The sequence below is a fragment of the Streptomyces sp. MRC013 genome, assembly GCF_023614235.1.
GTDB lineage: Bacteria > Actinomycetota > Actinomycetes > Streptomycetales > Streptomycetaceae > Streptomyces.
This window is the reverse complement of sequence record NZ_CP094264.1, coordinates 1,627,094-1,652,554: the sequence shown is the minus strand read 5'-3', so window position 1 is coordinate 1,652,554 and position 25,461 is coordinate 1,627,094. Positions and strand designations below refer to the sequence as shown.

The window sequence follows — 25,461 nt, the reverse complement described above, 5'->3', positions numbered from 1 at the left end:
TCCGCCGGCCGCTCACCGCCCTCCCTCCCACGACATCCGGCCGTTTCACCGTCCCCGGCGCTCCGAGGCGCCTCAGCGGTGACGCTCCTCCCCGCCGCCCGCCGCCCGCCGCGGCCTCGGCACCCGTGGTGGTTGCTCCCGCCGAGACGCCGCCCGCCTTTCGCCACCGGCTGGGCCGTCGGTGCTGCGTTGCCGCCCGCGGGACCGCCGCTCCCGGACCGGCTACGACCGGTCACCGCATCACCCCGGTACCCCGGCTCCGCCCGCACCGGGGCGCACCCCGCAGCGCTTTTCGGCCGCTTCCCCGAACGGGTACGTCCGGGTGCTGGACATAATCGGCCGGTGCCCCCGGACCGAACGGCCCCGCCCGTACGGGCGGCCGCGACGGAGGACGCCCCCCGCCCCGGCCGCCCGAACCGCCCCGGCCGCCCTGACCACCCCGGCCGTTTGGAACACCGCGGCCGTCCGGACCCCTCCGGCCGCTCCGGCACCCTGTACCGTCCGGACCCCCCTGCCCGCCCGACCTCCCGGACCGCCCCGACCGTCCGGCCCCGCCCCGACCCCCGGGCCGGCCCGGCCGGGTGAACGCCGCCGGTCTCGCGCTGCTGGGCTACGCGGCGGCGCGCCTCACCGGTCTCGCCGTCCTCCTCGTCGCGGCCGCCGTGAGCGGGGAGGACGCGTGGCACCGGCTCACGGGCCGCTGGGACTCCGTCTGGTACACCCGCATCGCCGAGCACGGGTACGGCCACGAGGTCGCCCTCCCGGACGGTGCCGTCCACTCCGACCTGGCGTTCTTCCCCCTGCTCCCCGCCCTGGAGCGCACCCTGTCCACGGTGCTCCCCGTCGGCGCCGCCCCCGCCGGGCTGGCCGTCTCCTGGGCGGCGTCGCTCGTCGCCGCCTGGGGCGTCTACGCGGTCGGCGCGCACCTCGCGGGGCGGCGTGCCGGTGTCGTCCTGGCGGTGCTGTGGGGCGTGTACCCGACGGCGTTCGTGCAGTCCATGGCGTACACGGAGACGCTGTTCACGGCGTTCGCCGCCTGGTCGCTGCACGCCGTGCTGCGCGGCCGCTGGGTCCGGGCGGGCGTCCTCGCGGTGCTGGCCGGCCTCACCCGGCCGTCCGCCGTCGCACTGATCGCCGCGCTCGGCGTCACCGCGCTCGTCACCGCCGTCCGGGAGCGCCGCGTCGCGCCGGGCCTCGCCGTCGGGGTGCTGCTGGCACCGCTGGGCTGGCTGGCGTACGTCGGGTACGTCGCGGTACGGGTCGGCGACCCCGCCGGGTACTTCGACGTCCAGGCCGGCTGGGGCAACGGCGTCGACGGGGGCGCCGCCCTCGCACGGTTCGTCGGGGCGCAACTGACCGGGCCGCAGCCGCTCGCCGGGGCGGGGCTCCTCGCGGCGTTCGCGGTGCTCGGCTGGGCGGTGTGGCTGTGCGTGCGGCAACGCCAGCCGCTTCCGGTCCTCGTCTACACGCTCACCGTGGTCGCCGTGTCCCTCGTCGGCGCCGCGTACTTCGGGTCCCGGCCGCGGCTGATCATGCCCGCCTTCCCGCTGCTGCTCCCGGCGGCCGTCGCCCTCGCCCGGCTGCGCGCCCGGTACGCGGGCGCGGTGCTCGCCGTGGCGGCGCTGGGTTCCGCCGCGTACGGGGCGTTCACCCTGCTCGGTCCGGGTCCCCCGTGACCGGTGCGTCGACCAGGAGCCGGAGCCCCGGCCGTACGCCCCACCGCTCCATCGCCCCGGCCTCTGCCTCCAGCACGTGCCGGGCCCGGAGCCGGGGCAGCCCGAACCGCCCCGGCCGCATCCCGGGGACGACGGCGAGGACCGTCAGGTCGCGGTCGAGGTACGCCACGTCGATCGCGAACCGCATCCGGAAGGTGTGCACGCTCCCGCACGGCGTCAGCAGCATCGCCCCGTCGATCCCGTCCCGCCCGAGCAGCCCGCGCGCCCGCGTCCGGTGCGAGGCGGCGATCTCGACGGGGACCGCCGCCCCGCCGCCGATCCGCAGCGTGCCCGTTCCGTTCCGCCATCCCATACCCCGCACGGTAGGCCCCCGGGCCGCCCCGCCGCAGGTTCCCGCCCCACCGCTACCCCGCTCCGGCTCCCACGGCCCCGCCGCCACCGCGCTCCGGTTCCCGCAGTCCTGCGCCCCGGGCTCCGCGGTCCCGCCGCCACCGCGCTCCGGTTCCCGCAGTCCTGCGCCCCGGTCCCCGCAGTCCCGCCGCCACCGCGCTCCGGTTCCCGCAGTCCCGCGCCCCCGGGCTCCGCGGTCCCGCCGCCACCGCGCTCCGGTCGGCGACCCGCACGGCCCGTCCGGCGGCCCGCCGGACGGGTGCGTTGCGGCCGTCCCGCGCCGTGACCCACCGGCCGGCCCCTTCTAGGGTCGGCGTCGTGTACGCCACGCTGATCGCCGCCGCCGTTTCGTGGGGCGCTGCCGCCGCGCTGCTCGTGCGGCGCGCCGCGCACCGGTTCGCCGTCGAGCCCGACGAGCCCCGGCGCGGCGCCTGCCCCGCCGGGCACGCCTACGCCTCCGGCCCGCGCGGCTGGCTGGGCCCCGCGCACTGCGCCGACTGCCCACCGACCGCCGCCCCCGGACGGCGACGGGCGGTGGGCGTGCCGCTCACCGGGGCCGTCGGGTGCGGACTGCTCGCCGCGGCCACCGGGTGGCGGCCCGAACTGGCGGTGTGGCTGCTGCTGGCGCCGTTCGCGCTGCTCCTCGCGGTCGTCGACCGGCGGGTGCACCGGCTGCCCGACCCCCTGACCCTGCCGCTCGCCGCCGCCGTCCCGCTCCTGCTGGGCGTCGCCGCGCTGCTGCCGGGCCACGCCGGGTCGTGGCGGCTGTCCGTGCTGGGCGCGCTCGCGCTGGGCGGCGCCTACCTGGTGCTCTTCCTCGTCAACCCGAACGGCATGGGGTTCGGCGACGTCAAACTCGCGCTCCCGCTGGGCGCCGCGCTCGGCTGGTACGGCTGGCCCGTCCTGCTGGCGGGCGCCTTCGCGGGCTTCCTCCTCGGAGCCGGGTACGGCCTGGGGCTCGTCGCGCGCCGCCGAGCGACCCGCGGGAGCGCCATCCCCTTCGGCCCCTTCATGATCGCCGGGGCCCTGCTGGGCCTCCTCCTCGGCGCCCTCGCCCGGGCGTAGGGGCCGCCCGTCCGGGCGAGGCCGGGGTGCCCGTGCCGCGCGTCTCCCCGCGGAGGACCGCCCGGGGCCGGTTCCGTACCCGTGCCGCGACCCGGCACTTCCGGAGCGTGGCGACGGCATGTCGCGGCACCACCACCTCTTACGAAGGGTTATGGTGGAAGCCCCCCCCTCGGGCCGGTCCGTATCCCCCCCCACGGACCGGCCCGTTCTTCGCACCCCCGCCCCGCACCCGGTCCCGGCGCACCCGCCCCCGCTCCGGGAACGTCCCGCACCCCGCCACCGGACGGGACGCCGGGGGCCGGGCGCCCGGCGCGGGCCGGGACGCCGAGAACAAACGGATGTCCTTCCCTCATCACGGACTTGTGACACACCGGGTTGGGCCTCCGCCCGGAGCGCCCAGTAATGTGGCGGGTCTCGGGGCCGGCAGCGGGGTCCCGTACGCGAGAGGTGAGATCGGTGAACTTGCGCGACCTGGTGTACGGGCTCTACGCGCGCCGGGTGGAGGGCCGCCTCGACCACGCCCAGGTGCCCAAGCACATCGGCGTCATCCTCGACGGCAACAGGCGCTGGGCGAAGGCGTCCGGCGGCACCCCCGAGCAGGGCCACAAGGCCGGGGCCAGCAAGATCATGGAGCTGCTCGGCTGGTGCACGGAGACCGACGTCGAGGTCGTCACCCTCTGGATGCTGTCCACCGACAACCTGAACCGGCCGGAGGAGCAGCTGGTGCCGCTCCTCGGCATCATCGAGGAGGCGGTCCGCACCATCGCGGCGGACGGCCGCTGGCGGGTCCACCACGTCGGCACGATGGACCTCCTCCCGCCGCGCACACAGGCGGTCCTGAAGGAGGCCGAGGAGTCGACGCGGCACATCGGCGGGATACTCGTCAACGTCGCCGTCGGCTACGGCGGCCGTCAGGAGATCGCCGACGCGGTGCGCTCCCTGCTGCTGCACCACGCCGAGAAGGGCACCTCCTTCGAGGAGCTGGCCGAGGTCGTCGACACCGACATGATCGCCGAGCACCTCTACACGCGCGGCCAGCCCGATCCGGACCTGGTCATCCGCACCAGCGGCGAGCAGCGGCTCTCCGGCTTCATGCTCTGGCAGAGCGCGCACTCCGAGTACTACTTCTGCGAGGTCCACTGGCCGGCCTTCCGCAAGGTCGACTTCCTGCGGGCGCTGCGCGACTACGCCGCCCGCCACCGCCGCTACGGCACCTGACCTGCGGGCGGACGCCCCCCGCACCCCCCTCCCGAGCCGGGCCGCCGAAGGACGCGGCCCGGCTCCGGCACGTCCGGCCGGACGGATTGTCATATGCCAAGGGCGTCGCGGGCATGGCGCGGTGGCGGCAGGGGCATATCCCTTGCAGAGCGAGCGGTACGGAACCCGCTCGCCCGGGAGGCTCCTTGCGCCAGGACAACCGTGCAGCACCGGTGCACGGGCGAAGCGGAGGGCCGAAGTCGCGGCCCGTGCACCGGAGCCCGATCCCGACCCGTCCCACCGCGACTCCGCAGCAGTCGCACCCCGGCCTCACGCGCCTCTAAAAGAGGGGGTCTGTCCTTCCGTGGTGACCAGTACCAAGCGCCGCCCCGACGATCGGCGCACCTATGTTCTCGACACCAGCGTCCTGCTGGCCGACCCCAACGCCCTGACCCGCTTCGAGGAGCACGAGGTCGTGCTGCCCGTCGTCGTGGTGACGGAACTGGAGGCCAAGAGGCACCACCCGGAACTCGGCTACTTCGCCCGTCAGGCACTGCGCCTCCTGGACGACCTGCGCGTCCGGTACGGCCGCCTCGACGCCCCCGTCGCCGTGGGCGACCTGGGCGGGACGCTGCGCGTGGAGCTCAACCACTCGGACCCGGGCCTCCTCCCGGCCGGCTACCGCCTCGGGGACAACGACTCGCGCATCCTCGCCGTGGCCCGCAACCTCCAGGCGGAGGGGTACGACGTCACGGTCGTCTCGAAGGACCTGCCGCTCCGCATCAAGGCGTCCTCCGTGGGCCTCCTCGCCGAGGAGTACCGCGCCGAGCTCGCCGTCACCGACTCCGGCTGGACCGGCATGTGCGAGGTGCGGCTCTCCGCCGAACAGGTGGACCTCCTCTACACCCAGGAGGCGCTCCACGTGCCGGAGGCGGCGGACCTCCCCGTGCACACCGGCCTCGTCCTGCAGTCCGAACGGGGCAAGGCGCTCGGCCGGGTCACGGCCGACGGGTCCGTGAGGCTGGTGCGCGGCGACCGCGAGGCGTTCGGCATCCGGGGCCGCAGCGCCGAGCAGCGCATCGCACTCGACCTGCTGCTCGACCCGGACGTCGGCATCGTGTCGCTCGGCGGCCGGGCCGGCACCGGCAAGTCCGCGCTCGCGCTGTGCGCCGGCCTCGAGGCCGTGCTGGAGCGCCGCCAGCACCAGAAGGTGATGGTCTTCCGCCCGCTGTACGCGGTGGGCGGGCAGGAACTCGGCTACCTGCCGGGCACCGAGGCCGAGAAGATGAACCCCTGGGCGCAGGCCGTCTTCGACACGCTGTCCGCGGTGACGTCGCGCGAGGTCATCGAGGAGATCACGGCCCGCGACATGCTGGAGGTGCTGCCCCTCACCCACATCCGGGGCCGCTCCCTGCACGACGCGTTCGTCATCGTGGACGAGGCGCAGTCCCTGGAGCGCAACGTCCTGCTGACCGTGTTGTCCAGAATCGGGACGAACTCCCGCGTCGTCCTCACCCATGACGTCGCCCAGCGGGACAACCTGCGGGTGGGGCGGTACGACGGGGTCGTCGCCGTGGTCGAGAAGCTGAAGGGGCATCCGCTCTTCGCCCACGTCACGCTCGCCCGGTCCGAGCGCTCCCAGATCGCCGCCCTGGTGACCGAGATGCTCGAAGACGTCCACATCTGAGCGTGATGCGGACCCAGGCCGGCGTCCGGACGGTCCCGGACTGACCGGCCGCCGGTCAAAAGGCGCAGAACGGAGCTGGACCCCGGGCGCCGTCCGGCGAAGCGCGAGAGCTTAGCCGGACGGCGCCGCGTCGTGCGCCCCTTCGGGCGAAACTTTCACGACGGGTGGGGTGTGAGCTTTCACACGCGGCGGGGAATTGCCTTGCGTCGGAGCCTTCCGGCAGAGTCTTGCTTCCGTCAGGCCCCGCATACGGCACAGCCACACCCCACGGACCCGTGGCGGCACAACTCAACAGACGTCCGCCGTATGCCGCCCGAGCACCACGCGGCGCTCCCGCAGGGGAGCCGCCCACCGGGCCCGTGTCCCCCGTGACCCAGCGAGTGGGGGGACCAGCGTCAGGGGCACGATCGCGCCCGCGAGGTCACCTGTGCGGGCGATGCTGGAAGGAAACCGTGTGAGCCGGATCTCGGTCCGGGGATTCGCGGTGGCTTCGGCCACCGCGGTCACCACCGTCGGCGCCGTCGTCGGTGTCGCCGCGGGCGACCCGCAGGCGACCCAGTCGGAGAAGTTCGAGGCGACCGCCGCCGACGCGACCCTCCTCGCCGACATACCCGCCGGTCAGCAGGCGCAGGTTCAGATCGCCTCGCTGACGCAGCAAGCCGAGGCGCAGGCCGCCGCGGCCGACACCGCCGCCCAGCAGTCCGCCTGGGAGGCCGCCCGCCTCCAGGCGGCCAAGGACGCCGAGGCGAAGAAGGCCGCCGCGGAGGAGAAGGCCGAGAAGGAGCGCGAGGCGCGCGAGCGGGCCAGCCGTGAAGCGGCCCGCGACGCTTCGGACTTCGCCGTCCAGTCCTCGTACTCCGTCGCCGAGGTGCAGGCCATCGCCCGCCAGATGGTGCCGAGCGGCCAGTTCCAGTGCTTCAGCAACATAGTGGACCACGAGTCCAGCTGGAACTACCGCGCCCAGAACCCCTCGTCCGGTGCGTACGGCCTGGTCCAGGCGCTTCCCGGGTCCAAGATGGCCTCCGCGGGCGCGGACTGGCGGACCAACCCCGCCACCCAGATCAAGTGGGGCCTCAACTACATGAACGACCGCTACGGCAGCCCCTGCGGCGCATGGTCGTTCTGGCAGGCCAACCACTGGTACTGACAGCGGAGCCCGACTTCCGGAGCCCCTCGCCGTCCCACGGTGGGGGGCTCCGTGCGTGTACGGTCGGGGGACCGGAACTCCGGGGGACTGGTGGGGAGCAGGGAAGGTCATGTCGAAAGTGCCAGGGTGGCTCGGCCGGCTCGGTACCGGGCTGAGCCGGATGGGGCAGAGGCTCGAGGAGCGCCGCGCGCGGGCCGAGGCGGAGGCCGACGTCCCCGTCGTCGCGTCCGGCACCGGCGTCCCCGCGCGCAGGCCGTCCGGCGGGGCCGCCCCCGGCGCCGAAGGGGCGGACGGCGGGCGGGACATCGTCCCCGCGCCCCCCGCGTACGCGCCCGCCGTCGCCGCCCGGCCCGACCCCGCGGACGCCGTCCCCTGGGGGGTGCGCGTCGCCGCCGAGGCCGGCTGGCGGCTGCTCGTCCTCGCGGGCACGCTGTGGGTGCTGATGAAGGTCATCAGCACGGTGCGGCTGGTGGCCCTCGCCTTCGTCGCCGCGCTGCTCATCACCGCCCTGCTCCAGCCGACCGTGGGCCGGCTGAGGCGGCTCGGGCTGCCGCGCGGGCTCGCCACGGTGGTCACCGCCGTCCTCGGCTTCGTCGTCATGGGCCTCGTCGGCTGGTTCGTCGTGTGGCAGGTCATGGACAACCTCAACAACGTCTCCGCGCGCGTGCGGGACGGCATCGAGGAGCTGAAGCGCTGGGCGCTGGACAGCCCGTTCCACGTGACCGAGAGCCAGATCAACGACATCGCCCAGAGCCTCAGCGACACGATCGGCACCAACACCGAGGAGATCACCTCCGCGGGCCTCACCGGCGTCACGGTCATGGTCGAGGTGATGACCGGGACGCTGCTCGCGATGTTCTCGACCCTCTTCCTGCTCTACGACGGGAAGAAGGTCTGGCAGTGGTTCCTCACCCTGGTGCCCGCCCAGGCCCGGCCGGGTGTCGCGGGTGCCGGGCCGCGCGCCTGGCGGACCCTCACCGCGTACGTGCGCGGCACGGTGGTCGTCGCCCTCATCGACGCGGTCTTCATCGGGCTCGGCATCTACTTCCTCGACGTGCCGCTCGCGGTCCCGCTGGGCGTGTTCGTCTTCCTGTTCTCGTTCATCCCGCTGGTGGGCGCGGTGATCTCGGGCGCCCTCGCGGTCGTCGTCGCGCTCGTCACCAACGGGGTGTTCACGGCGCTGATGGTCCTCGTCGTGGTGCTGGCGGTGCAGCAGATCGAGGGGCACGTCCTCCAGCCGTTCATCCTCGGCCGGGCCGTGCGGGTGCACCCGCTGGCGGTCGTGCTGACCGTCTCGGCGGGCGGCCTCGTCGCGGGCCTCGGCGGGGCGGTCGTCGCGGTCCCGCTGGTCGCCGTCACCAACACGGTCGTCGGATACCTGCGGGTGTACGGCGAGGAGCAGGCCCTGCGCCGCCTCGCCGCCGCGCACACCGGCACGGCCCCGCCCGGGCCGGGCGGCGGCACCGGTGGCGGGCACGAGCGGCCGGAGGCCGAGTGATATCCGAACCCGAACTACTCGACGACGGGGGCGGGTCCGGGCACCACGCGGTGCCGGCCCGCGGCCCCGGCGGCGTTCCGTACGCCGCCGGGGCGGATCGTCCCGAGGAGGGCGCCCCGGCGGCCGGGTGGGGCGGGGCGCGGTACCGGCGCCCCTGGCTGTGGGGGGCTGGGCGGCGCGCTGGGCGCGTCCCTGCTGTGGGCGGCGGGCCTCACCGCGTACCAGACGCGCGGCGCGGACCTCGGCGACTACCGCACGCCCGACGCCCTGTGCGCGGAGGCGCCGCTGTCCGCCCTGGTCACCGCCCTGGGCAAGCGCGGCGCCACCACCACCGCCGACACCTACGAGCATCCGGCGCTCGACCGGGCGTACTGCTCGGTGCAGCTGGGCGAGGCACCGGCCGGCTACGAGGCGAGCCTCCGGTACGAGTTGCACAAGAAGACCGACCCGGCGCCGGAGTTCGAGGCGGTGCAGGGGGTGGCCGCCATGCCGGAGGAGCCCGGGCCGGAGCCGGTGCCGGGGCTGGGGGACAGGGCGTACTTCAGTGTCAGCGGCGGGACGTACGCGGAGATCGTCGTCCTGGACGGGCCCGCCGTGATCGGCCTCTCCGTCGGCACGCTCCACGAGCACGCCGAGGGGTCGGGCGACCCGTCCGAGGAGGCGACCCACGCGCCGCTCGACGGGGTGAAGGAGTTCATGGTGGAAGACGTGCGCGAACTCATGGAGCGGCTGAGGTCCCCGGAGTCGCCGGGTCCCGCCGGCCCCCGCTCCTCCGGCACCGGTTGACCCCCCGGACGGGGCGGTCCCGGGCGCCGGACGGCGCGGCACGACGGAAGGGCCCCGCCGGCATCGGCTGCCGACGGGGCCCTCGCGCGCCCCGTTCACCGGGGCGGCCGACTACTCGGCGGCGGCCAGGACCGCCTCCGCGTCCAGCGTCGCGCCGACCGCCTGGATCACCGCGGCGATCTTGAACGCCTCCTGGATCGTCTCGCGCTCCAGGCCCGCCTTGCGCAGCACCTGCTCGTGCGAGTCGAGGCACTGGCCGCAGCCGTTGACCGCGGAGACGGCGAGCGACCACAGCTCGAAGTCGACCTTCTCCACGCCCGGGTTGCCGATGACGTTCATCCGCAGACCGGCGCGGATCGTCCCGTACTCCGGGTCGGAGAGGAGGTGGCGCGTCCGGTAGAAGACGTTGTTCATCGCCATGATGGCGGCGGCGGCCTTGGCCGCCTCGTACGCCTCGGGCGTGAGCCGCTCCCTCGCCTCCGGCTCCAGCTCCGCCAGCACCTTCGGGGAGCGCGAGGCGATCGCGCACGCCAGCACGGTGCCCCACAGCTGCTGCTGCGGGAGGTCGCTGTTGCCGATGACCGAGCCGAGGTTCAGCTTCAGGTCCTTCGCGTAGTCCGGGAGGGCGGACTTCAGGGCGTCAAGAGACATGGTGGTTCACTCGTTCCGGTCGGTCACTCGCCGGCCAGCAGCTTGACCGGGTCGAGGGTCTCGTCGCCCTTGCTCCAGTTGCAGGGGCACAGCTCGTCGGTCTGCAGGGCGTCCAGGACCCGCAGGACCTCCTTGGGGTTACGGCCGACGGAGCCGGCGGTCACCATGGTGAACTGGACCTCGTTGTTGGGGTCGACGATGAAGACGGCGCGCTGCGCGAAGCCGTCCTCGCCCTCGACGCCGCAGGCCCGCATCAGCTCGTGCTTGGAGTCGGCGAGCATCGGGAAGGGCAGGTCACGCAGGTCGGCGTGGTCCTTGCGCCAGGCGTGGTGGACGAACTCCGAGTCGCCGGAGACGCCGAGGACCTGCGCGTCGCGGTCCGCGAACTCGTCGTTCAGCTTGCCGAACGCGGCGATCTCGGTCGGGCACACGAAGGTGAAGTCCTTCGGCCAGAAGAACACCACGCGCCACTTGCCCTCGTAGGTCTTGCTGTCGATCTGCGCGAACTCCTTGCCGCTCTCGAGCGACACGCAGGCGGTCAGGTCGTACGTGGGGAACTGGTCACCGACAGTGAGCACACGCTCTCCTAGAGGCGGGGATCCCCCTTGCGGGGTCATCCGTGCGGGTTGGACGATCGCCAGCATGGCACGGGACACATTGATCAGTGAAATAGCTAGAATGGGTTACGTTGATCGAAGGCGGTTATCAGTGTTCTCCCCCACGCACCTGGCGCACAAAGGAAAGCAGCCGACCCTGGCACAGCTCCGGGCCTTCGCGGCGGTCGCCGAGTACCTCCACTTCCGGGACGCGGCGGCGGCGCTAGGGATGAGCCAGCCCGCGCTCTCGGGTGCGGTCTCGGCCCTGGAGGAGGCGCTGGGCGTCCAGCTCCTCGAGCGTACGACGCGCAGGGTGCTGCTCTCACCGGCGGGGGAGCGGCTCGCCGCCCGCACCCGGGCGGTGCTGGACGCGGTGGGCGAGCTGATGGAGGAGGCCGAGGCGGTGCGCGCCCCGTTCACGGGCGTGCTGCGCCTCGGCGTGATCCCGACCGTCGCGCCCTACCTCCTCCCGGCGGTCCTGCGGCTTGTCCGCGACCGCTACCCGGAGCTGGACCTCCAGGTCCACGAGGAGCAGACGTACTCCCTGCTGGAGGGGCTGACCGCGGGGAGGCTGGACGTGCTGCTGCTCGCCGTGCCGCTGGGAGTGCCCGGCGTCACCGAACTCCCGCTGTTCGACGAGGACTTCGTCCTGATCACGCCCGACGGCCACCCGCTGGGCGGCCGCAGCGGCATCCCGCGCGACGTGCTGCGCGAACTGCCCCTGCTGCTGCTCGACGAGGGCCACTGCCTGCGCGACCAGGCCCTCGACGTCTGCCGCGAGGCCGGGCGCGCGGACGGCGCGGCGGTCACCACGACGGCGGCCGGGCTGTCGACGCTGGTGCAGCTGGTCGCGGGCGGGCTCGGGGTGACGCTGCTGCCGCGCACGGCGGTGAGGGTCGAGGCCGGACGCACCCCGAGCCTGGCGACCGGTCGCTTCGCGGACCCGGCCCCCTCCCGCCGCATCGCCCTGGCGATGCGCACCGGCGCGGCGCGGGCCGCCGAGTTCGAGGAGCTCGCCGAGGCGCTGCGGGGCGCCCTGGCCGCCCTGCCGGTACGGGTGCTCCCCGCCGGGGCCGGGTAGACCGGACCCGGGTGGACCGGGGCCGGGCGGACCGGGACCCGGGTGGGACGTCCGCCGGGGGCCGGGGGCGCGAACCCCGGCCGGTACGGAGCCCGGCGGCGGCCCGTGCGCGCCGCCGGGCTCCGTACCGGCCGCCGCCGGGAGGCGTCCGGGGCCGCCGCTACCCCCCTGGTCCGTCGGGCGGCCCTCCGGCCGCGCTCCCGCCCCCTCCCCGGCCCGGTCCCCCTCCGGCGGCGGCCGCCTGGGCGGGCGGCCGCGGCGGGGGAGGGGCGCCGGGGCGGACGGCAGCCGGCCTGCCTCGTCCAGCGCTCTGCGCAGCAGGAACTCGATCTGCGAGTTGGCGCTGCGCAACTCGTCCGACGCCCAGCGCGCCAGCGCCTCGTACACCGCCGGGTCGAGGCGGAGGAGCACCTGCTTGCGCTCGCGGCGGGCGGTCACTGGTAGAGCGTGCCCGTGTTGACGACCGGCTGGGCGGAGCGGTCACCGCACAGCACCACCATCAGGTTGGAGACCATGGCCGCCTTCCGCTCGGGGTCCAGTTCCACTATGTCGCGCTCCGCGATCCGGTCCAGTGCCGCCTCGACCATGCCGACCGCGCCCTCCACGATCTTCTGGCGGGCCGCCACCATCGCCCCGGCCTGCTGCCGCTGGAGCATCGCCGAGGCGATCTCCGGAGCGTACGCGAGGTGCGTGAACCGCGACTCGATGACACGGACGCCGGCCGCCTCCACGCGCGCGTGGAGCTCGGCCGCGAGCTTCTCGGTGATCTCCTCGGCGTCGCCGCGCAGCGACAGGCCGCCCTCGTCGTGCGAGTCGTACGGGTACTCGATCGCGATGTGCCGGACCGCCGCCTCCGTCTGCGTGGAGACGAACTGCTCGAAGTCGTCCACCTCGAACATGGCCTGCGCCGTGTCCTCCACGCGCCACACGACGACCGCGGCCAGCTCGATCGGGTTGCCGTACGCGTCGTTGACCTTCAGCACCGCCGTCTCGTGGTTCCGCACGCGCGTCGAGATCGCCACCCGCGACGTCAGCGGGTTCACCCAGCGCAGCCCGTCCGCCCGGACCGTGCCCCGGTAGCGGCCGAACAGCTGGACGACGCGGGCCTCGCCGGGCGCCACCATGTTGAGCCCGCACATCGTCAGCAGCGATCCCAGGCACACCAGGGCGCCCGCCACGACCAGCCCGACCCGCGCGGCCGTCGACGTCTCCTCGGCGACCGCCGTCCCCGCGACGACGAGGCACACCCCCGCCGCGAGCCCGGCCAGGCCCGACAGCAGCGCCGCCCCGCCGCCGACGCTGTACGCCGTGAACTCCCGCACCCGCACCCGCGACGCCTCCGGCGCCGCCGCGTCCCCCGTCCGGCCGCCGATCGTGTTCGTGCTCGTACTCGCGCTCATGGGCATGGCCCCCCGCTCTGGTGATCTCTCCGGTCAAGCAAAGTGATATCACTTTAACGCTTCCCGCAACCTTGTCCACTCCCCGGGAGTCGGTTTCCTCGGAAGCGGGTGCTGATTGTCACGTTCGGAAAAGGCGGGATCCGTTGGTCTCGGCCGACCGCCGCGGGTTAGCTTGCTGAGCTGATCCGGACACGGGCGCCCGGAACACGACGGACGAACACCGACCGACGGGAGCGACGGAGCCATGGGCCGAGCGAAGGCGCGACGGTCCCGGCAGCGCGGGGCGCGCCGGGAGCAGGGCAGCGGCGGGGGCATACGCCGCCTCTTCACGTGGCGGAAGCTGCTGGGCACGTTCTCCGTGCTCCTCCTGCTCCTCCTGGGCGGCCTCTACGCCGTGTACCTGCTCGTCCCCGTCCCCACCGCCAACGCCGAGGCGGAGCTGCAGAGCAACGTCTACAAGTACTCCGACGGCTCGGTCCTCGCCCGCAGCGGCAAGGTCAACCGGTCCATCGTCGGCCTGGACGAGATCCCCGACCCGGTCGAGAAGGCGTTCGTCGCGGCCGAGAACAAGACCTTCTACGAGGACTCCGGCGTCGACTTCAAGGGCACGGTCCGGGGCGTCGTCAACACCCTGACCGGCAGGGGCAAGCAGGGCGGCTCGACCATCACCCAGCAGTACGTCAAGAACTACTACCTGGACCAGAGCCAGACCGTCACCCGGAAACTCAAGGAGCTGGTGATCTCCCTCAAGGTCGACCAGCGCCAGAGCAAGGACGAGATCCTCGCCGGCTACCTCAACACCAGCTACTACGGCCGCAACGCGTACGGCATCCAGGCCGCGGCGCAGGCGTACTACGGCGTCGACGCCGACAAGCTGACCGTCGAACGGGGCGCCTACCTCGCCGCGCTGCTCCAGGCGCCCAGCCAGTACGACTGGACGTCCGCGTCGCCCACCGGCCGCAGGCTCGTCACCGAGCGCTGGAACTACGTCCTGGACAACATGGTCGAGGAGAGCTGGCTCGACCCGGCCGAGCGCGCCCGGATGACGTTCCCCGTCCCCCACAGGCCGAAGCCGGCCCCCGGCATGGAGGGCCAGACCGGCTACCTGGTCGAGGCCGCCAACCAGGAGCTGGTCGAGCAGGGCGTCAAGGAGGAGGACCTCAGGGCCGGCGGCTGGACCATCACCCTCAACATCGACAAAAGGCGCCAGCGGGAGCTGGTCGAGGCGGTCGACGAGCAGCTGGAGAGCCGGCTCGACCGCGAGGACGACGAGGTCGACTCCACCGTCCAGGCCGGAGCGACCTCCGTCGACCCGAAGACCGGGCACGTCGTCGCCCTCTACGGCGGTGTCGACGCCACCGAGCACTGGATGTCCAACGCCACCCGGCGCGACTACCAGCCCGCCTCGACGTTCAAGCCGCTCGTCCTCGCCTCCGCCCTGGAGAACGGGTCCAGGACGCAGGACGGCCGGCGGATCGGCGCCAACACCCGCTACGACGGCACCAGCGGGCGCCCCGTCCAGGGCGGCGACACCCCGTTCGCCCCGGAGAACCTGGACGACCGCAGCTACGGCGAGGTCACCGTCCAGGAGGCCATGAACAAGTCGATCAACTCGGTCTTCGCCCAGATGATCGTCGACGTCGGCCCCGGCAAGGTGAAGAAGACCGCCCTCGCCCTGGGCATGAAGGACACCGACGGGTTCGTCGAGCAGCCCGCGATGACGCTGGGCACCATGGGCGCCTCCACCTGGGACATGGCCGGCGTCTACGCCACGCTCGACAACCACGGCAAGAAGGTCACCCCGGCGATCGTGAGGTCCGCGGAGCACGAGGACCGCACGGTCGAGCTGCCCGACCCGATCGGCGCGCAGGTCGTCGCCCGCCAGACCGCCGACACCGTCACCTCGGTCCTGACCGGCGTCGTCACGAACGGCTCCGGCCACGAGGCGAACACCCCCGCGTACCGGGCGGCCGGCAAGACCGGCACCTCCGAGAACAACAAGTCGGCCTGGTTCGCCGGGTACACGCCCGAGCTGGCCACCGTGGTCGCCCTGTTCGGCGAGGACGCCGAGAAGGGCACCCAGGTCACCCTGACCGGTACGGCCGACTCGGGCCGGGCCAGCGGCGGCGGCTTCCCGGCCCGCATCTGGGCCGACTACACGCTGGACGCCCTCGGCGGCGGCTCCGACGCGCGGTTCGACCTGGACGTCACCGAGTTCTACGACCCCGGGCCGAAGCCCACCGCCACGTCCTCCCGGAGCGCCTCTCCGTCCTCGTCGCCGGACGACGACCCGGAGGAGCCCTCGGGCACGCCGTCCCCCGGCGCGCCGAGCGCCACCCCGTCCGCACCGAGCCCGTCGGCCGGCCGGCCCACGCCGTCGCCCACGCAGTCCCCGTCCTCCCCGCCCCCGAGCACCACCGATCCGGGTGACGGCGGGCAGCCGGGCACGGAACCGGGCCCGGACACCGGGCCCGACGGGGGCGGACCCGCCCGGCAGTAGCCCGCGCGACCGGACGCGGGAGGGGGCGGCCGGGATCCCGGCCGCCCCCTCCCGCGTTCCGCGGTGGGCCTCAGCCCCGCGCCGGCAGCTCGAACCAGACGACCTTGCCGGTCGACAGCCGCGTCGCGCCCCACCGGCGCGCCAGCCGGTTGACCAGGAACAGGCCGCGCCCGCCCTCGTCGGTGTCCCGCGCCCGGCGCTGCCGCGGCAGCTGGGGGAGTCGTCGCCCACCTCGCAGCGCAGCACCTCCGTCCGCAGCAGCCGCAGCGTCACCGGCCGCGACGCGTACCGCACGGCGTTGGTGACGACCTCGCTGACCAGCAGCTCCACCGAGTCGTTGAGCTCCTCCAGGCCCCAGCGCTCCAGCGCCCTGCGGACCAGCCGGCGCGCCCGGCCCGGCGCGGCGTCCTCCGGGTCCAGGGACCAGTACGCCACGTCGCTCGGCGTTATCCCGTCGAACCGGGCCGCCAGCAGCGCGATGTCGTCGTCCCGGTCGCCGGGCCCGAGCATGTCGAGCACGTCGTCGCAGAGCGCCTCCAGCGGCGGCGGGTGGTCCAGGCCCGTCAGCCGCGCGGCCGCCGCGAGCCGCTCGCGCAGCTGCTCGATCCCGGTCCACACGTCCCTCAGCCGCGACTCGACCAGCCCGTCCGTGTAGAGCAGCAGCGTCGCGCCCGCCGGCGCGCCGAGCTCCACCGCCTCGAAGTCCACGCCGCCCACGCCGATCGGCGCGCCCGACGGTACCCGCAGCACCTCCGCCCGGCCGCCGAGGTGGAGCAGGACCGGCGGCGGATGGCCGGCGTTGGCGACGGTGATGCGGTGCGCGACCGGGTCGTACACCGCGTACAGGCAGGTCGCCATGCGGTTCTCGCCGAGCCGCTGCGCCTGCTCGTCCAGGTGGTGCAGCACCTCCTGCGGCGGCAGGTCGAGTCCGGCGAGGGTCTGCGCCGTGGTCCGCAGCTGCCCCATGATCGCGGCCGAGGTCATGGAGTGGCCCATGACGTCGCCCACGACGAGGGCGACCCGGCTGCCGGGCAGCGGGATCGCGTCGTACCAGTCGCCGCCGACCCGCGCGGTCTCGGCGGCCGGCAGGTAGCGGGAGGCCAGCCGTACGCCGGTCGGCTGCGGAAGGTTCTCCGGGAGCATCGTCCGCTGGAGCTCGTCCGCGATGTACGCCTCACGCCCGTACAGCACCGCCTTGTCGATGCCGAGCGCCGTGTGCGTCGCCAGCTGCGCCGCGACCAGCAGGTCGTTCGGCTCGAACGGGGAGCGGTCGGGGCTGCGCAGGAACACCGCGGCGCCGATCACCCGGCGGCGGCCCCGCAGCGGCGCGAGGATCGCCCGGTGCCCGGAGTGCGCGCAGCGCCCCTCGCCGAGCAGCTCCGGCAGCGCCGCCCGGGCGGCCTCGGAGTCGCCGAACACCGGCCGCACCCCGCGCAGCACCTCCGCCAGGTGTCCGCCGGGGCGGACCCGGCACAGCTCCGCGGCCGCGCTCTGCTCGGCGTCCGCCGCCATGGCCGGCCCGGCCGTGAGCAGGCCCAGGTCGCCGGGGTCGTCCTCCGTCAGACGCAGCCGGTCCGTACGGCGCAGCCGCAGCACGAACGGTTCCACCGGGCGCTCGTCGCCGACCGGCAGCGGGTCCCGCAGGTACACCAGGATCGCGTCGGCGAACGTCGGCACGGTGGCCCGGCACAGGCCCAGCACGATCTCGTCCAGGTCGATGCCGCGCGCGATCCGCCGTGTCGCGGCGCCCACGAACCGCAGCCGGTCGCCCTCCCGGCGGGCGGTGCCCGCCGGGTCCTGCGGCAGGCCGACGGCGGCCGCGGGGGCGCGCTCCGCCGCTCCGCCGTCCGCCGCGTCCTCCGCCGGCGTCCGCGCCCGACCGGTGCCGGAACGTTCGGGCGCGGCGTCCGCACGCGCCCTCGCCCCCGCCTCGTCGTGCGCGGACACGCCCGCGGCACCCGCCGCCCCGCGGACCGCGGACGCGGCGTGGGCCGCCCGGGACGCCCCGAGGGCCGCGTTCGCGGCGCGCGACCCGCTCGGGGCGTCCGCCGGGGCGGGCGGGCCGGGCTGGGAGGGCACGGAGGAGCCGCCGGGGTGCGGCCTGCCGTGCGCGGGCGCGGCAGCGACGGGGTCGTCGGCGGGCCCGGGGGCCTCCTGCCGGAGCCGGGTGCGTTCTTGAGGCCGGGCAGCGAGCGGCTGCCGGCCTTCGTGGGAGGTGGGATGCTCCGTCACGCGTGGGATTCCGTCCGTCCGGGCCGGTTGGGCGATGCAATCGCTCTGTCAGGCGCTATACCCGCTCTGAACGCGGCGTCGACAGGGGACGGCGGATCCGTGCGCGCCTCGGGCACGGTTCCACCCCCCTCTTGGGTGACTTGCGGTCAGTTCGCTTCCACTGCTCGGCCGTTGCTGCCGCGGGTCGGGGCGGCCGTCCGGCGGAGGACGATCCTACGGTTATCCCCCGGGGGTGTATCAAGAGTCTCACGGCGCCGCGCGGGTCGGACCGCGGTCCCAGTCGGCCGGCAGTTCCGGAATCGCCCAGCCCGGGTCCGGGCGCCAGTCCTCCCAGCCGTCCGAGAAGGGCGCCCCCCACGCCCTGATCACCTCGACGGCGGCGTCGCCCGCCTCCCGCACCCGCCGGGCCAGGGCGGCGTCCACGAGGCCGGCGCGCTGCGCCTGGGCGAACTCGTCCTCGTCCCGCCACAGCCAGCTGCGGTCGGGGTAGACGGAGATGTCGAGGAAGTGGTCCTCGGAGTCGACGCCGCCGGACCACCGCACGCGCGGCGACTCCAGGTTCACGTACCAGCTGCGGAACTTCCAGCCGTCCGCCCAGAACAGCCACACCGACCACGGGTCGGCCGGGCGGGCCAGCTTCAGCACGCCCATGCCGGACCACCGGGTGCGCGCGGTGGTGCGCGGCGCGGTGTAGCGGGTGGCGAGCGGCTCCTCGTGGACGGGCGTGCCGTCCGCCAGCACCGGCTTGACGCACTCGGTTCCGGGCGCCATCCAGACGGCGAGCAGGTCGGGGGTGTCCCGGACGACGGTCACGGGGCGGCAGATGTGGACGTGGCCGTCGCCGTTGTCCCGGTACCGCCACAGGATCCGGTCGCCCGGCGCCCAACGGGGGCCGCCCGCCCCTCCCACCGGCGGGGCCTTCGCCGCCGGCACCGTCCCGACCTCCCGCGCTGAGCCTGTCGTGTCCGCTGTCATGGGCAGATCCTAGGGCCGCGCCGGGGCGCGCGTCCGCGATCCGGGTCACGGACGGCGGTCGCCCCGGCCGCCGCCTCCGCAGGTCAGGGGCGGTTCGAGCGGAAGGCGGCGGTCAGGGGCGGTGCGAGCGGAAGGCGGCGGTCAGGGTCGGGTCATCCGCAGGACGTCGAGCGCCTCGTCGAGCTGCTCGAGGGTGAGGTCGCCCCGCTCCACGTACCCGGACTCCAGGACCACCTCGCGGATCGTCTTCCGTTCGGCCAGCGACCGCTTGGCGACCTTCGCCGCCTCCTCGTACCCGATGTACCGGTTGAGCGGCGTCACCACCGACGGGGACGACTCGGCGTACTCGCGGGCCCGTTCGGCGTTGGCGGTGATCCCGTCGACCGTGCGGTCCGCGAGGAGCCGCGACGCGTTGGCGAGGAGCCGGATCGACTCCAGCAGGTTCTTCGCCATGACCGGGAGCATCACGTTGAGCTCGAAGTTCCCGGCGGCGCCGGCCGCCGCCACCGCGGCGTCGTTGCCGACGACCTGCGCGGCGACCATCAGGACCGCCTCCGGGACCACCGGGTTCACCTTGCCGGGCATGATCGACGAACCGGGCTGGAGGTCCGGCAGGTTGATCTCGGCCAGACCGGTGCGCGGCCCGGACGCCATCCACCGCAGATCGTTGGCGATCTTGGTGAGGGAGACGGCGACCGTGCGGAGCTGGCCCGACGTCTCCACCAGCCCGTCCCGCGCCCCCTGCGCCTCGAAGTGGTCGCGGGCCTCGGTCAGCGGCAGCCCGGTGTCCCGCGCCACCTCCGCGATGACGGCGGCGGGGAAACCGGGCGGCGTGTTGATGCCCGTGCCGACCGCCGTGCCGCCCAGCGGCAGCTCCGCGAGGCGCGGCAGCGAGGCCCGCAGCCGCTCCACCCCGTACCGCACCTGCGCCGCGTAACCGCCGAACTCCTGGCCGAGTGTCACCGGGGTGGCGTCCATCAGGTGCGTCCGCCCCGACTTGACGACCTCCGCGAATTCGGCTGATTTTCGCCCCAGGGCGGTGGCCAGGTGGTCGAGGGCCGGGATGAGGTCGCCGGTCACGGCGGCCGTCGCCGCGATGTGGATCGACGACGGGAACACGTCGTTCGACGACTGGGACGCGTTGACGTGGTCGTTGGGGTGGACGGGGCGGCCGCCGAGCCGCTCGGTCGCGAGGGTGGCGAGGACCTCGTTCATGTTCATGTTGGACGAGGTGCCGGAGCCGGTCTGGAAGACATCCACCGGGAAGTGGTCGTCCCACCGGCCCTCCGCGACCTCCGCCGCGGACGCCCGCACCGCCTCCGCGATCTCCGGGTCCAGGACGCCCAGTTCCGCGTTGACCTTGGCCGCCGCCGCCTTGACCCGTGCCAGGGCCGCGATGTGGGCCCGCTCCAGGCGCTGCCCCGAGACGGGGAAGTTCTCCACCGCCCGCTGCGTCTGCGCCCGCCACTTGGCGTGCGCGGGGACCCGCACCTCGCCCATGGAGTCGCGCTCGACCCGGTGGCCGCCGCCACCGGTGCCGCCGTCGCCGCGCGGTCCGCTCGTGTCCGCCATCGTCCGACCTCCGGAAGAGTCGATCAGTCGTCTCGTCAGCCCTGTTCCCCGTGGTTCACCGATCAGTGAAGACCGCGGGCGGCCGCACTTCCAGGAGGCACTCTGGCGGACGCCGGACGGAGTCCGCGGGCGCCGCCGGACCGGGGCGCAGCGGGCACCCCGGGTCCCGCTCCGCGCTCAGCCCAGGCCGGGGCCGCGCACCGGGATGGACGTGAACGTCGGCGCGGGCGCCGGGTCCCTGAAGAAGTCGTTGCCCTTGTCGTCCACCACGATGAACGCCGGGAAGTCCTCGACCTCGATCCTCCAGACCGCCTCCATGCCGAGCTCCTCGTACTCGACGACCTCGACCTTCCTGATGCAGTCCTGCGCCAGCCGGGCCGCCGGGCCGCCGATGGAGCCCAGGTAGAAGCCGCCGTGCGCGGCGCACGCGTCGGTCACCGCCTGCGACCGGTTGCCCTTGGCCAGCATGACCTTCGAGCCGCCCGCCGCCTGGAACTGCTCCACGTACGAGTCCATGCGCCCGGCCGTCGTCGGGCCGAACGACCCGGAGGCGTACCCCTCGGGCGTCTTCGCCGGGCCCGCGTAGTACACCGGGTGGTCCTTCAGGTACTGCGGCATCTCCTCGCCCGCGTCCAGCCGCTCCTTTATCTTGGCGTGCGCGATGTCGCGCGCCACGACCAGCGGGCCGGTGAGCGACAGCCGGGTCTTGACCGGGTACTTGGACAGCTCGGCCAGGATGTCGTCCATCGGCTGGTTCAGGTCGACCCTGACGACGTCGCCCTCCTCGGCGAGCTGCTCGTCGGTCGTGTCCGGCAGGAAGCGCGCCGGGTCCGTCTCCAGCCGCTCCAGGAAGACGCCCTCGGCGGTGATCTTCGCGACGGCCTGCCGGTCGGCCGAGCAGGACACGGCGATGGCGACCGGGCAGGACGCGCCGTGCCGGGGCAGGCGCACCACGCGCACGTCGTGGCAGAAGTACTTGCCGCCGAACTGCGCGCCGATGCCGATCCTCTGCGTCAGCTCGAAGACCTTCTCCTCCAGCTCCCTGTCGCGGAAGCCGTGGCCGAGGGCCGAGCCCTCCTCCGGGAGTTCGTCCAGGTAGTGGGCCGAGGCGTACTTGGCGGTCTTCAGCGCGTACTCGGCGGACGTGCCGCCCACCACGATCGCCAGGTGGTACGGCGGGCAGGCCGCCGTGCCGAGCGAGCGGATCTTCTCCTCCAGGAACCTCATCATGGAGGCCTCGTTCAGGACGGCCTTCGTCTCCTGGTAGAGGAACGACTTGTTGGCGGAGCCGCCGCCCTTCGCCATGAAGAGGAACTTGTACGCGTCGCCGTCGGTGGCGTACAGCTCGATCTGCGCCGGGAGGTTGGAGCCGGTGTTCCTCTCCTCCCACATCGTCAGCGGCGCCATCTGCGAGTACCGCAGGTTGAGCCTGGTGTACGCGTCGAAGACGCCGCGCGACAGGGCCTCCTCGTCGCGGCCCCCGGTCAGCACGTTCTGGCCGCGCTTGCCCATGACGATCGCCGTGCCCGTGTCCTGGCACATGGGCAGGACGCCCGCGGCGGCGATGTTGGCGTTCTTCAGCAGGTCCAGCGCCACGAACTTGTCGTTCGCCGACGCCTCCGGGTCGTCGACGATCTTCCGGAGCTGCGCGAGGTGCGCGGGGCGCAGGTAGTGCTGGATGTCGTGGATCGCCTCCTCGGCCAGCCTGCGCAGCGCCTCCGGCTCCACCTTGAGGAAGGTCCGCCCGTCGGCCTCGAAGGTGGAGACCCCCTCCGAGGTCACCAGGCGGTAGGGCGTGGTGTCCTCACCCAGCGGGAGCAGGTCGGAGTACGCAAACTCTGGCATGACGGCCATTCCTCATTCGACGGACAGCGGCGCGGCCTCCCTTGGCGACGCGCCCACAAGCGTAGAACGTCGGCGGGCGCCCCGGTCCGCGAGGTGGGGCCGGCCGCGTCCCGCCCGCCACCCCGCCCGCCGGGCTTCGTTACGCTGGGGCCGTGGATCCCCGAGAACAGCCCCGGAAGCGGCCCGGCCCCCGCTCCGCGCGGTCCGCCCCGGCGGTGCGCGCGCCGGACACCGGCCCCGGCCGGGCCGCCGGCGCCCGGCGGAAGGCGCCGGCCGGGGAGCGCGCCGAGCCGGTGCCCGGCGCGGCGGGCCCGGCCGGCGGGGAGGAGCGGCTGGTCGCGCTGTTCACCGGCGGCGCCCGCCGGGGCCGCCGGCGGATCGGGCCGCGCACGAGCGCGTTCTCCCTCTTCGGCACGGTCGAGATCGACCTCACCGAGGCGTTCTTCACCCAGCGCCTCACCACCGTCGACGTCGTCTCCGTCTTCGGCACCGTCGAGGTCCGCGTCCCCGAGAACGTCTCCCTGCGCGGCGGCGGGACGGGCGTCTTCGGGAGCTTCCGGGTGGACGCGGCGGAGGCCGCCGATCCCGAGGCCCCGGTGGTGGTGGTCAACGGCTGCTCGGTCTTCGGCGGCGTCGAGGCCCGCCCCGAGCGCGGCAGACGCGTCGCCGACCTCCTCCACGGCCGGACCCGCGGGCACTCCGGGCGCTGACGGCGGACGTCCTCCGGGGCCGCCCGCCGACCGTCGGGTTTCGGCCATGGGCCGGTCCGCACTCTGGAAGCACGTGCGACGCGGTGCATAGGCGTGCGTACAGCGGGTAGGGCTTGCTGCGTCGTCCCTCTCGCCCGCGCAAGCCGTCGTCAGGAGTAGACCGTGCTGCAACTGCCGCATCAGCCCCTGCAGGTCGCCGCCGTCCCGTCCCAGCGCGTTCCGGCGCGGCAGGACGAGGCGGGACCCTGGCACGCGGAGGCGGTGTGCCGCCGCGACGAGGCGGGACTCTTCTTCGCCCCGTCGAAGGAGCCCACGGCCGCGCGGCTCGCCCGCGAGGAGGCCGCCAAGCGGGTCTGCGCCCGCTGCCCCGTGATGACCGAGTGCCGCGAGCACGCCCTGCTCCAGCCCGAGCCGTACGGCGTGTGGGGCGGCCTGACCGCCGCCGAGCGCCGGGTGGTGCTGGCCCGCCGCCGGCGCCGCGAGGTGGAGCTGAAGAAGGCGGCGTCGACCGGCCGGCGGATCGCCGCCGCAGGCTGACCGCCCGGGCGGCGGTACGGACGGCACGGCGGACCGCGGTACGGCCCGCACGAGAAGGGGCGCTCCCCCCCGCGGGGGAGCGCCCCTCTTCGTACCGCCGCCCGTACCGGCGCGGGCCCGGCCGGCGGCCGCCCTGCGGAGGGCGCCGCCGGACGCGGCCCTCCGGCTACTTCGCCCGGTCGAAGTCGATCTTGCTGTACGCGCGCAGCTTCGACAGCCGGTGCGTCGAGTCGATCTGCCGGATCGTGCCGGACTTCGAACGCATCACGAGCGACGAGGTCGTCGCCGTCTCGGAGCGGTAGCGGACGCCGCGCAGCAGTTCGCCGTCGGTGATGCCGGTCGCCACGAAGAAGACGTTGTCACCGCGGACCAGGTCCTCCGTGGAGAGCACCCGGTCCAGGTCGTGGCCCGCGTCGAGGGCGCGCTGCCGCTCCGCGTCGTCCTTCGGCCACAGCTTGCCCTGGATGGTGCCGCCCAGGCACTTGATGGCGCAGGCGCTGATGATGCCCTCGGGCGTGCCGCCGATGCCCATCAGCAGGTCCACGCCGGTGCCCTCGCGGACGGCCATGATGGAACCGGCCACGTCGCCGTCCGAGATGAACCTGATCCGGGCGCCCGTCTCGCGGATCTCCCGGACGACGCCCTCGTGGCGCGGCCGGTCCAGGATGACGACGGTGACGTCCTCGGGCGTGGAGTTCTTCGCCTTGGCGACGCGGCGGATGTTCACCGCCACGGGCGCGTCGATGTCCACGAAGTCGGCCGCGTCGGGCCCGGTGACCAGCTTGTCCATGTAGAACACCGCGGACGGGTCGAACATGGCGCCCCGGTCGGCGGCGGCCAGCACGGCGATCGCGTTGGGCATGCCCTTCGCGGTGAGCGTGGTGCCGTCGATCGGGTCCACGGCGATGTCGCACTCGGCACCGGTCCCGTCGCCGACCCGCTCGCCGTTGAACAGCATCGGGGCCTCGTCCTTCTCGCCCTCGCCGATGACGACGACGCCGTTCATCGACACGGTGGAGACGAGGGTGCGCATGGCGCGCACGGCCGCGCCGTCGGCGCCGTTCTTGTCACCGCGGCCGACCCAGCGGCCGGCCGCCATCGCGGCGGCCTCCGTGACCCGGACCAGCTCCAGGGCGAGGTTGCGGTCGGGAGCCTCGGGGGACACCTCGAGCTCGGACGGCAGATGGTGCTCGGTCATCGGAGCGCACCTTTCTGTACGGCGACGGCCGGTGGTGAAGACGGTGCTGCGACTCTATCGGTACGTCGACAAACTGAGCAGAGGGGCCCACGTATGAGCGGGGGGCCCGGGTGCGACCATGGGGGGGTGGCAGGTATGCGAGGCAAGCAGACAGTGCGCGGGATGTTCCAGTCGATGACGGTGATCTGCGCCGTGGCGGGAGTGATCTACCTCTTCGTCCCGCACGACGACACGGCGGACCCGCTCAAGCCGGTCGACTACCGCGTCGAGCTGGTGACGGCCCAGCGCGCCGCCCCCTACCCGGTCGCGGCCCCCCGGGGCCTGGGCGCCGGCTGGCGGGCGACGTCGGTCTCGTACGACCGCCGGGAGGCCGACGCCTGGCACCTGGGCTTCCTGACGCCGGAGCGCGAGTACGTCGCCGTGGAGCAGTCCACCGACTCCCCGGTGAAGTACGTGGTCGAGGTCACCCACGACGCGCGGGACACCGGCGGGGTGCAGCAGATCGAGGGGCGGACGTGGCAGCGCTGGGAGGGGCCCAAGTACGACGCCCTGGTGCTGCGCGAGGAGGGCGTGACGACGGTGGTCACCGGCACGGCCTCCTTCGAGCGGCTGGGCCAGATGGCCGCGGCGCTCGAAACGGGGAAGCCCGGGGCGGGGGAGCCCGCGGCGGGGGGGCCCGCGGCGGGGAAGGGCTGAGCCGGGGCGCGGCGCCCGCCGT

At 74.2% G+C, this 25,461-nt stretch carries 20 protein-coding genes and 2 pseudogenes; 12 read left to right on the top strand and 10 right to left on the bottom strand.

Annotation, left to right across the window (positions count from 1 at the left end):
• Positions 1-581 precede the first annotated feature (581 nt).
• On the top strand, positions 582-1,676 hold the full coding sequence (locus LUW75_RS07295) for a hypothetical protein (RefSeq protein WP_250334895.1): 1,095 nt from the start codon (positions 582-584) through the stop codon (positions 1,674-1,676).
• On the opposite strand, the gene LUW75_RS07290 is transcribed toward LUW75_RS07295, so the two are convergent.
• Positions 1,648-2,028 (bottom strand): DUF192 domain-containing protein, encoded by a 381-nt coding sequence (locus LUW75_RS07290; protein ID WP_250334894.1) that lies wholly within the window; start codon positions 2,026-2,028, stop codon positions 1,648-1,650. The genes LUW75_RS07295 and LUW75_RS07290 overlap by 29 nt on opposite strands.
• A 356-nt stretch (positions 2,029-2,384) precedes the next feature.
• Here LUW75_RS07290 and LUW75_RS07285 point away from each other — a divergent pair, with 356 nt between their 5' ends.
• The 6 genes from LUW75_RS07285 to LUW75_RS07260 all read left to right on the top strand — a co-directional run bounded on the left by LUW75_RS07285 (position 2,385) and on the right by LUW75_RS07260 (position 9,446).
• Positions 2,385-3,131 carry a prepilin peptidase gene (locus LUW75_RS07285; protein WP_250334893.1) on the top strand — a complete coding sequence of 249 codons (747 nt, stop codon included), beginning with the start codon at positions 2,385-2,387 and terminating at the stop codon, positions 3,129-3,131.
• 456 nt (positions 3,132-3,587) lie between these two features.
• The gene (locus LUW75_RS07280; protein WP_250334892.1) at positions 3,588-4,349 is read left to right on the top strand and encodes an isoprenyl transferase; all 762 of its coding nucleotides are present in this window, start codon (positions 3,588-3,590) and stop codon (positions 4,347-4,349) included.
• Positions 4,350-4,692: 343 nt separating this feature from the next.
• Positions 4,693-6,015: a PhoH family protein gene (locus LUW75_RS07275; RefSeq protein ID WP_250334891.1), complete on the top strand. Its 1,323-nt coding sequence runs from the start codon at positions 4,693-4,695 to the stop codon at positions 6,013-6,015.
• A gap of 454 nt (positions 6,016-6,469) precedes the next feature.
• Positions 6,470-7,162, top strand: a complete 693-nt coding sequence (locus LUW75_RS07270; RefSeq protein WP_250334890.1) for an aggregation-promoting factor C-terminal-like domain-containing protein — start codon at positions 6,470-6,472, stop codon at positions 7,160-7,162.
• Positions 7,163-7,271: 109 nt separating this feature from the next.
• Positions 7,272-8,660 carry an AI-2E family transporter gene (locus LUW75_RS07265; RefSeq protein ID WP_250334889.1) on the top strand — a complete coding sequence of 463 codons (1,389 nt, stop codon included), beginning with the start codon at positions 7,272-7,274 and terminating at the stop codon, positions 8,658-8,660.
• 378 nt (positions 8,661-9,038) lie between these two features.
• Positions 9,039-9,446 (top strand): hypothetical protein, encoded by a 408-nt coding sequence (locus LUW75_RS07260; RefSeq protein WP_250334888.1) that lies wholly within the window; start codon positions 9,039-9,041, stop codon positions 9,444-9,446.
• Between the two features lie 111 nt (positions 9,447-9,557).
• Here the strand turns inward: LUW75_RS07260 and LUW75_RS07255 are convergent, their stop codons facing one another.
• Positions 9,558-10,097: an alkyl hydroperoxide reductase gene (locus LUW75_RS07255; protein ID WP_250334887.1), complete on the bottom strand. Its 540-nt coding sequence runs from the start codon at positions 10,095-10,097 to the stop codon at positions 9,558-9,560.
• 23 nt (positions 10,098-10,120) lie between these two features.
• Positions 10,121-10,675 (bottom strand): peroxiredoxin, encoded by a 555-nt coding sequence (locus LUW75_RS07250; RefSeq protein WP_250334886.1) that lies wholly within the window; start codon positions 10,673-10,675, stop codon positions 10,121-10,123.
• 100 nt (positions 10,676-10,775) lie between these two features.
• On the opposite strand from LUW75_RS07250, the gene LUW75_RS07245 reads away from it, so the two are divergent.
• Positions 10,776-11,774: a hydrogen peroxide-inducible genes activator gene (locus LUW75_RS07245; protein ID WP_250334885.1), complete on the top strand. Its 999-nt coding sequence runs from the start codon at positions 10,776-10,778 to the stop codon at positions 11,772-11,774.
• 228 nt (positions 11,775-12,002) lie between these two features.
• On the opposite strand, the pseudogene LUW75_RS07240 reads toward LUW75_RS07245, so the two are convergent.
• Positions 12,003-12,212, bottom strand: a pseudogene (locus LUW75_RS07240) (type II toxin-antitoxin system antitoxin); the annotation flags it as partial.
• A complete protein-coding gene (locus LUW75_RS07235; protein ID WP_462933702.1) occupies positions 12,209-13,174 on the bottom strand; it encodes an SPFH domain-containing protein in 966 nt (321 codons plus the stop codon). The pseudogene LUW75_RS07240 and the gene LUW75_RS07235, both read right to left, overlap by 4 nt.
• 244 nt (positions 13,175-13,418) lie before the next feature.
• On the opposite strand from LUW75_RS07235, the gene LUW75_RS07230 reads away from it, so the two are divergent.
• The gene (locus tag LUW75_RS07230; RefSeq protein ID WP_250334883.1) at positions 13,419-15,674 is read left to right on the top strand and encodes a transglycosylase domain-containing protein; all 2,256 of its coding nucleotides are present in this window, start codon (positions 13,419-13,421) and stop codon (positions 15,672-15,674) included.
• A 70-nt stretch (positions 15,675-15,744) separates the two neighbouring features.
• On the opposite strand, the pseudogene LUW75_RS07225 reads toward LUW75_RS07230, so the two are convergent.
• The 4 genes and pseudogenes from LUW75_RS07225 to LUW75_RS07210 all read right to left on the bottom strand — a co-directional run bounded on the left by LUW75_RS07225 (position 15,745) and on the right by LUW75_RS07210 (position 22,307).
• A pseudogene (locus LUW75_RS07225) lies at positions 15,745-17,906 on the bottom strand (SpoIIE family protein phosphatase).
• A 246-nt stretch (positions 17,907-18,152) separates the two neighbouring features.
• The gene (gene fomD, locus LUW75_RS07220) at positions 18,153-18,881 is read right to left on the bottom strand and encodes a cytidylyl-2-hydroxypropylphosphonate hydrolase (protein WP_250334882.1); all 729 of its coding nucleotides are present in this window, start codon (positions 18,879-18,881) and stop codon (positions 18,153-18,155) included.
• Between the two features lie 141 nt (positions 18,882-19,022).
• Positions 19,023-20,453, bottom strand: coding sequence for a class II fumarate hydratase (locus tag LUW75_RS07215; RefSeq protein ID WP_250334881.1), 1,431 nt, complete (start codon positions 20,451-20,453; stop codon positions 19,023-19,025).
• A gap of 177 nt (positions 20,454-20,630) precedes the next feature.
• Complete coding sequence (locus tag LUW75_RS07210) at positions 20,631-22,307, bottom strand: fumarate hydratase (protein WP_250334880.1); 1,677 nt, start codon at positions 22,305-22,307, stop codon at positions 20,631-20,633.
• Between the two features lie 143 nt (positions 22,308-22,450).
• Between LUW75_RS07210 and LUW75_RS07205 the strand changes: the two genes are divergently transcribed.
• Both LUW75_RS07205 and LUW75_RS07200 read left to right on the top strand, forming a co-directional pair.
• Complete coding sequence (locus tag LUW75_RS07205) at positions 22,451-23,008, top strand: LiaF domain-containing protein (protein WP_250334879.1); 558 nt, start codon at positions 22,451-22,453, stop codon at positions 23,006-23,008.
• Between the two features lie 162 nt (positions 23,009-23,170).
• Positions 23,171-23,545 (top strand): WhiB family transcriptional regulator, encoded by a 375-nt coding sequence (locus tag LUW75_RS07200; RefSeq protein ID WP_250334878.1) that lies wholly within the window; start codon positions 23,171-23,173, stop codon positions 23,543-23,545.
• A 166-nt stretch (positions 23,546-23,711) separates the two neighbouring features.
• On the opposite strand, the gene glpX is transcribed toward LUW75_RS07200, so the two are convergent.
• Positions 23,712-24,743, bottom strand: a complete 1,032-nt coding sequence (gene glpX / locus LUW75_RS07195; RefSeq protein ID WP_250334877.1) for a class II fructose-bisphosphatase — start codon at positions 24,741-24,743, stop codon at positions 23,712-23,714.
• Between the two features lie 135 nt (positions 24,744-24,878).
• Between glpX and LUW75_RS07190 the strand changes: the two genes are divergently transcribed.
• Entirely contained in the window at positions 24,879-25,439 is a 561-nt protein-coding gene (locus LUW75_RS07190) for a DUF4245 domain-containing protein (RefSeq protein ID WP_250337580.1), read from the top strand.
• Positions 25,440-25,461: the final 22 nt, after the last annotated feature.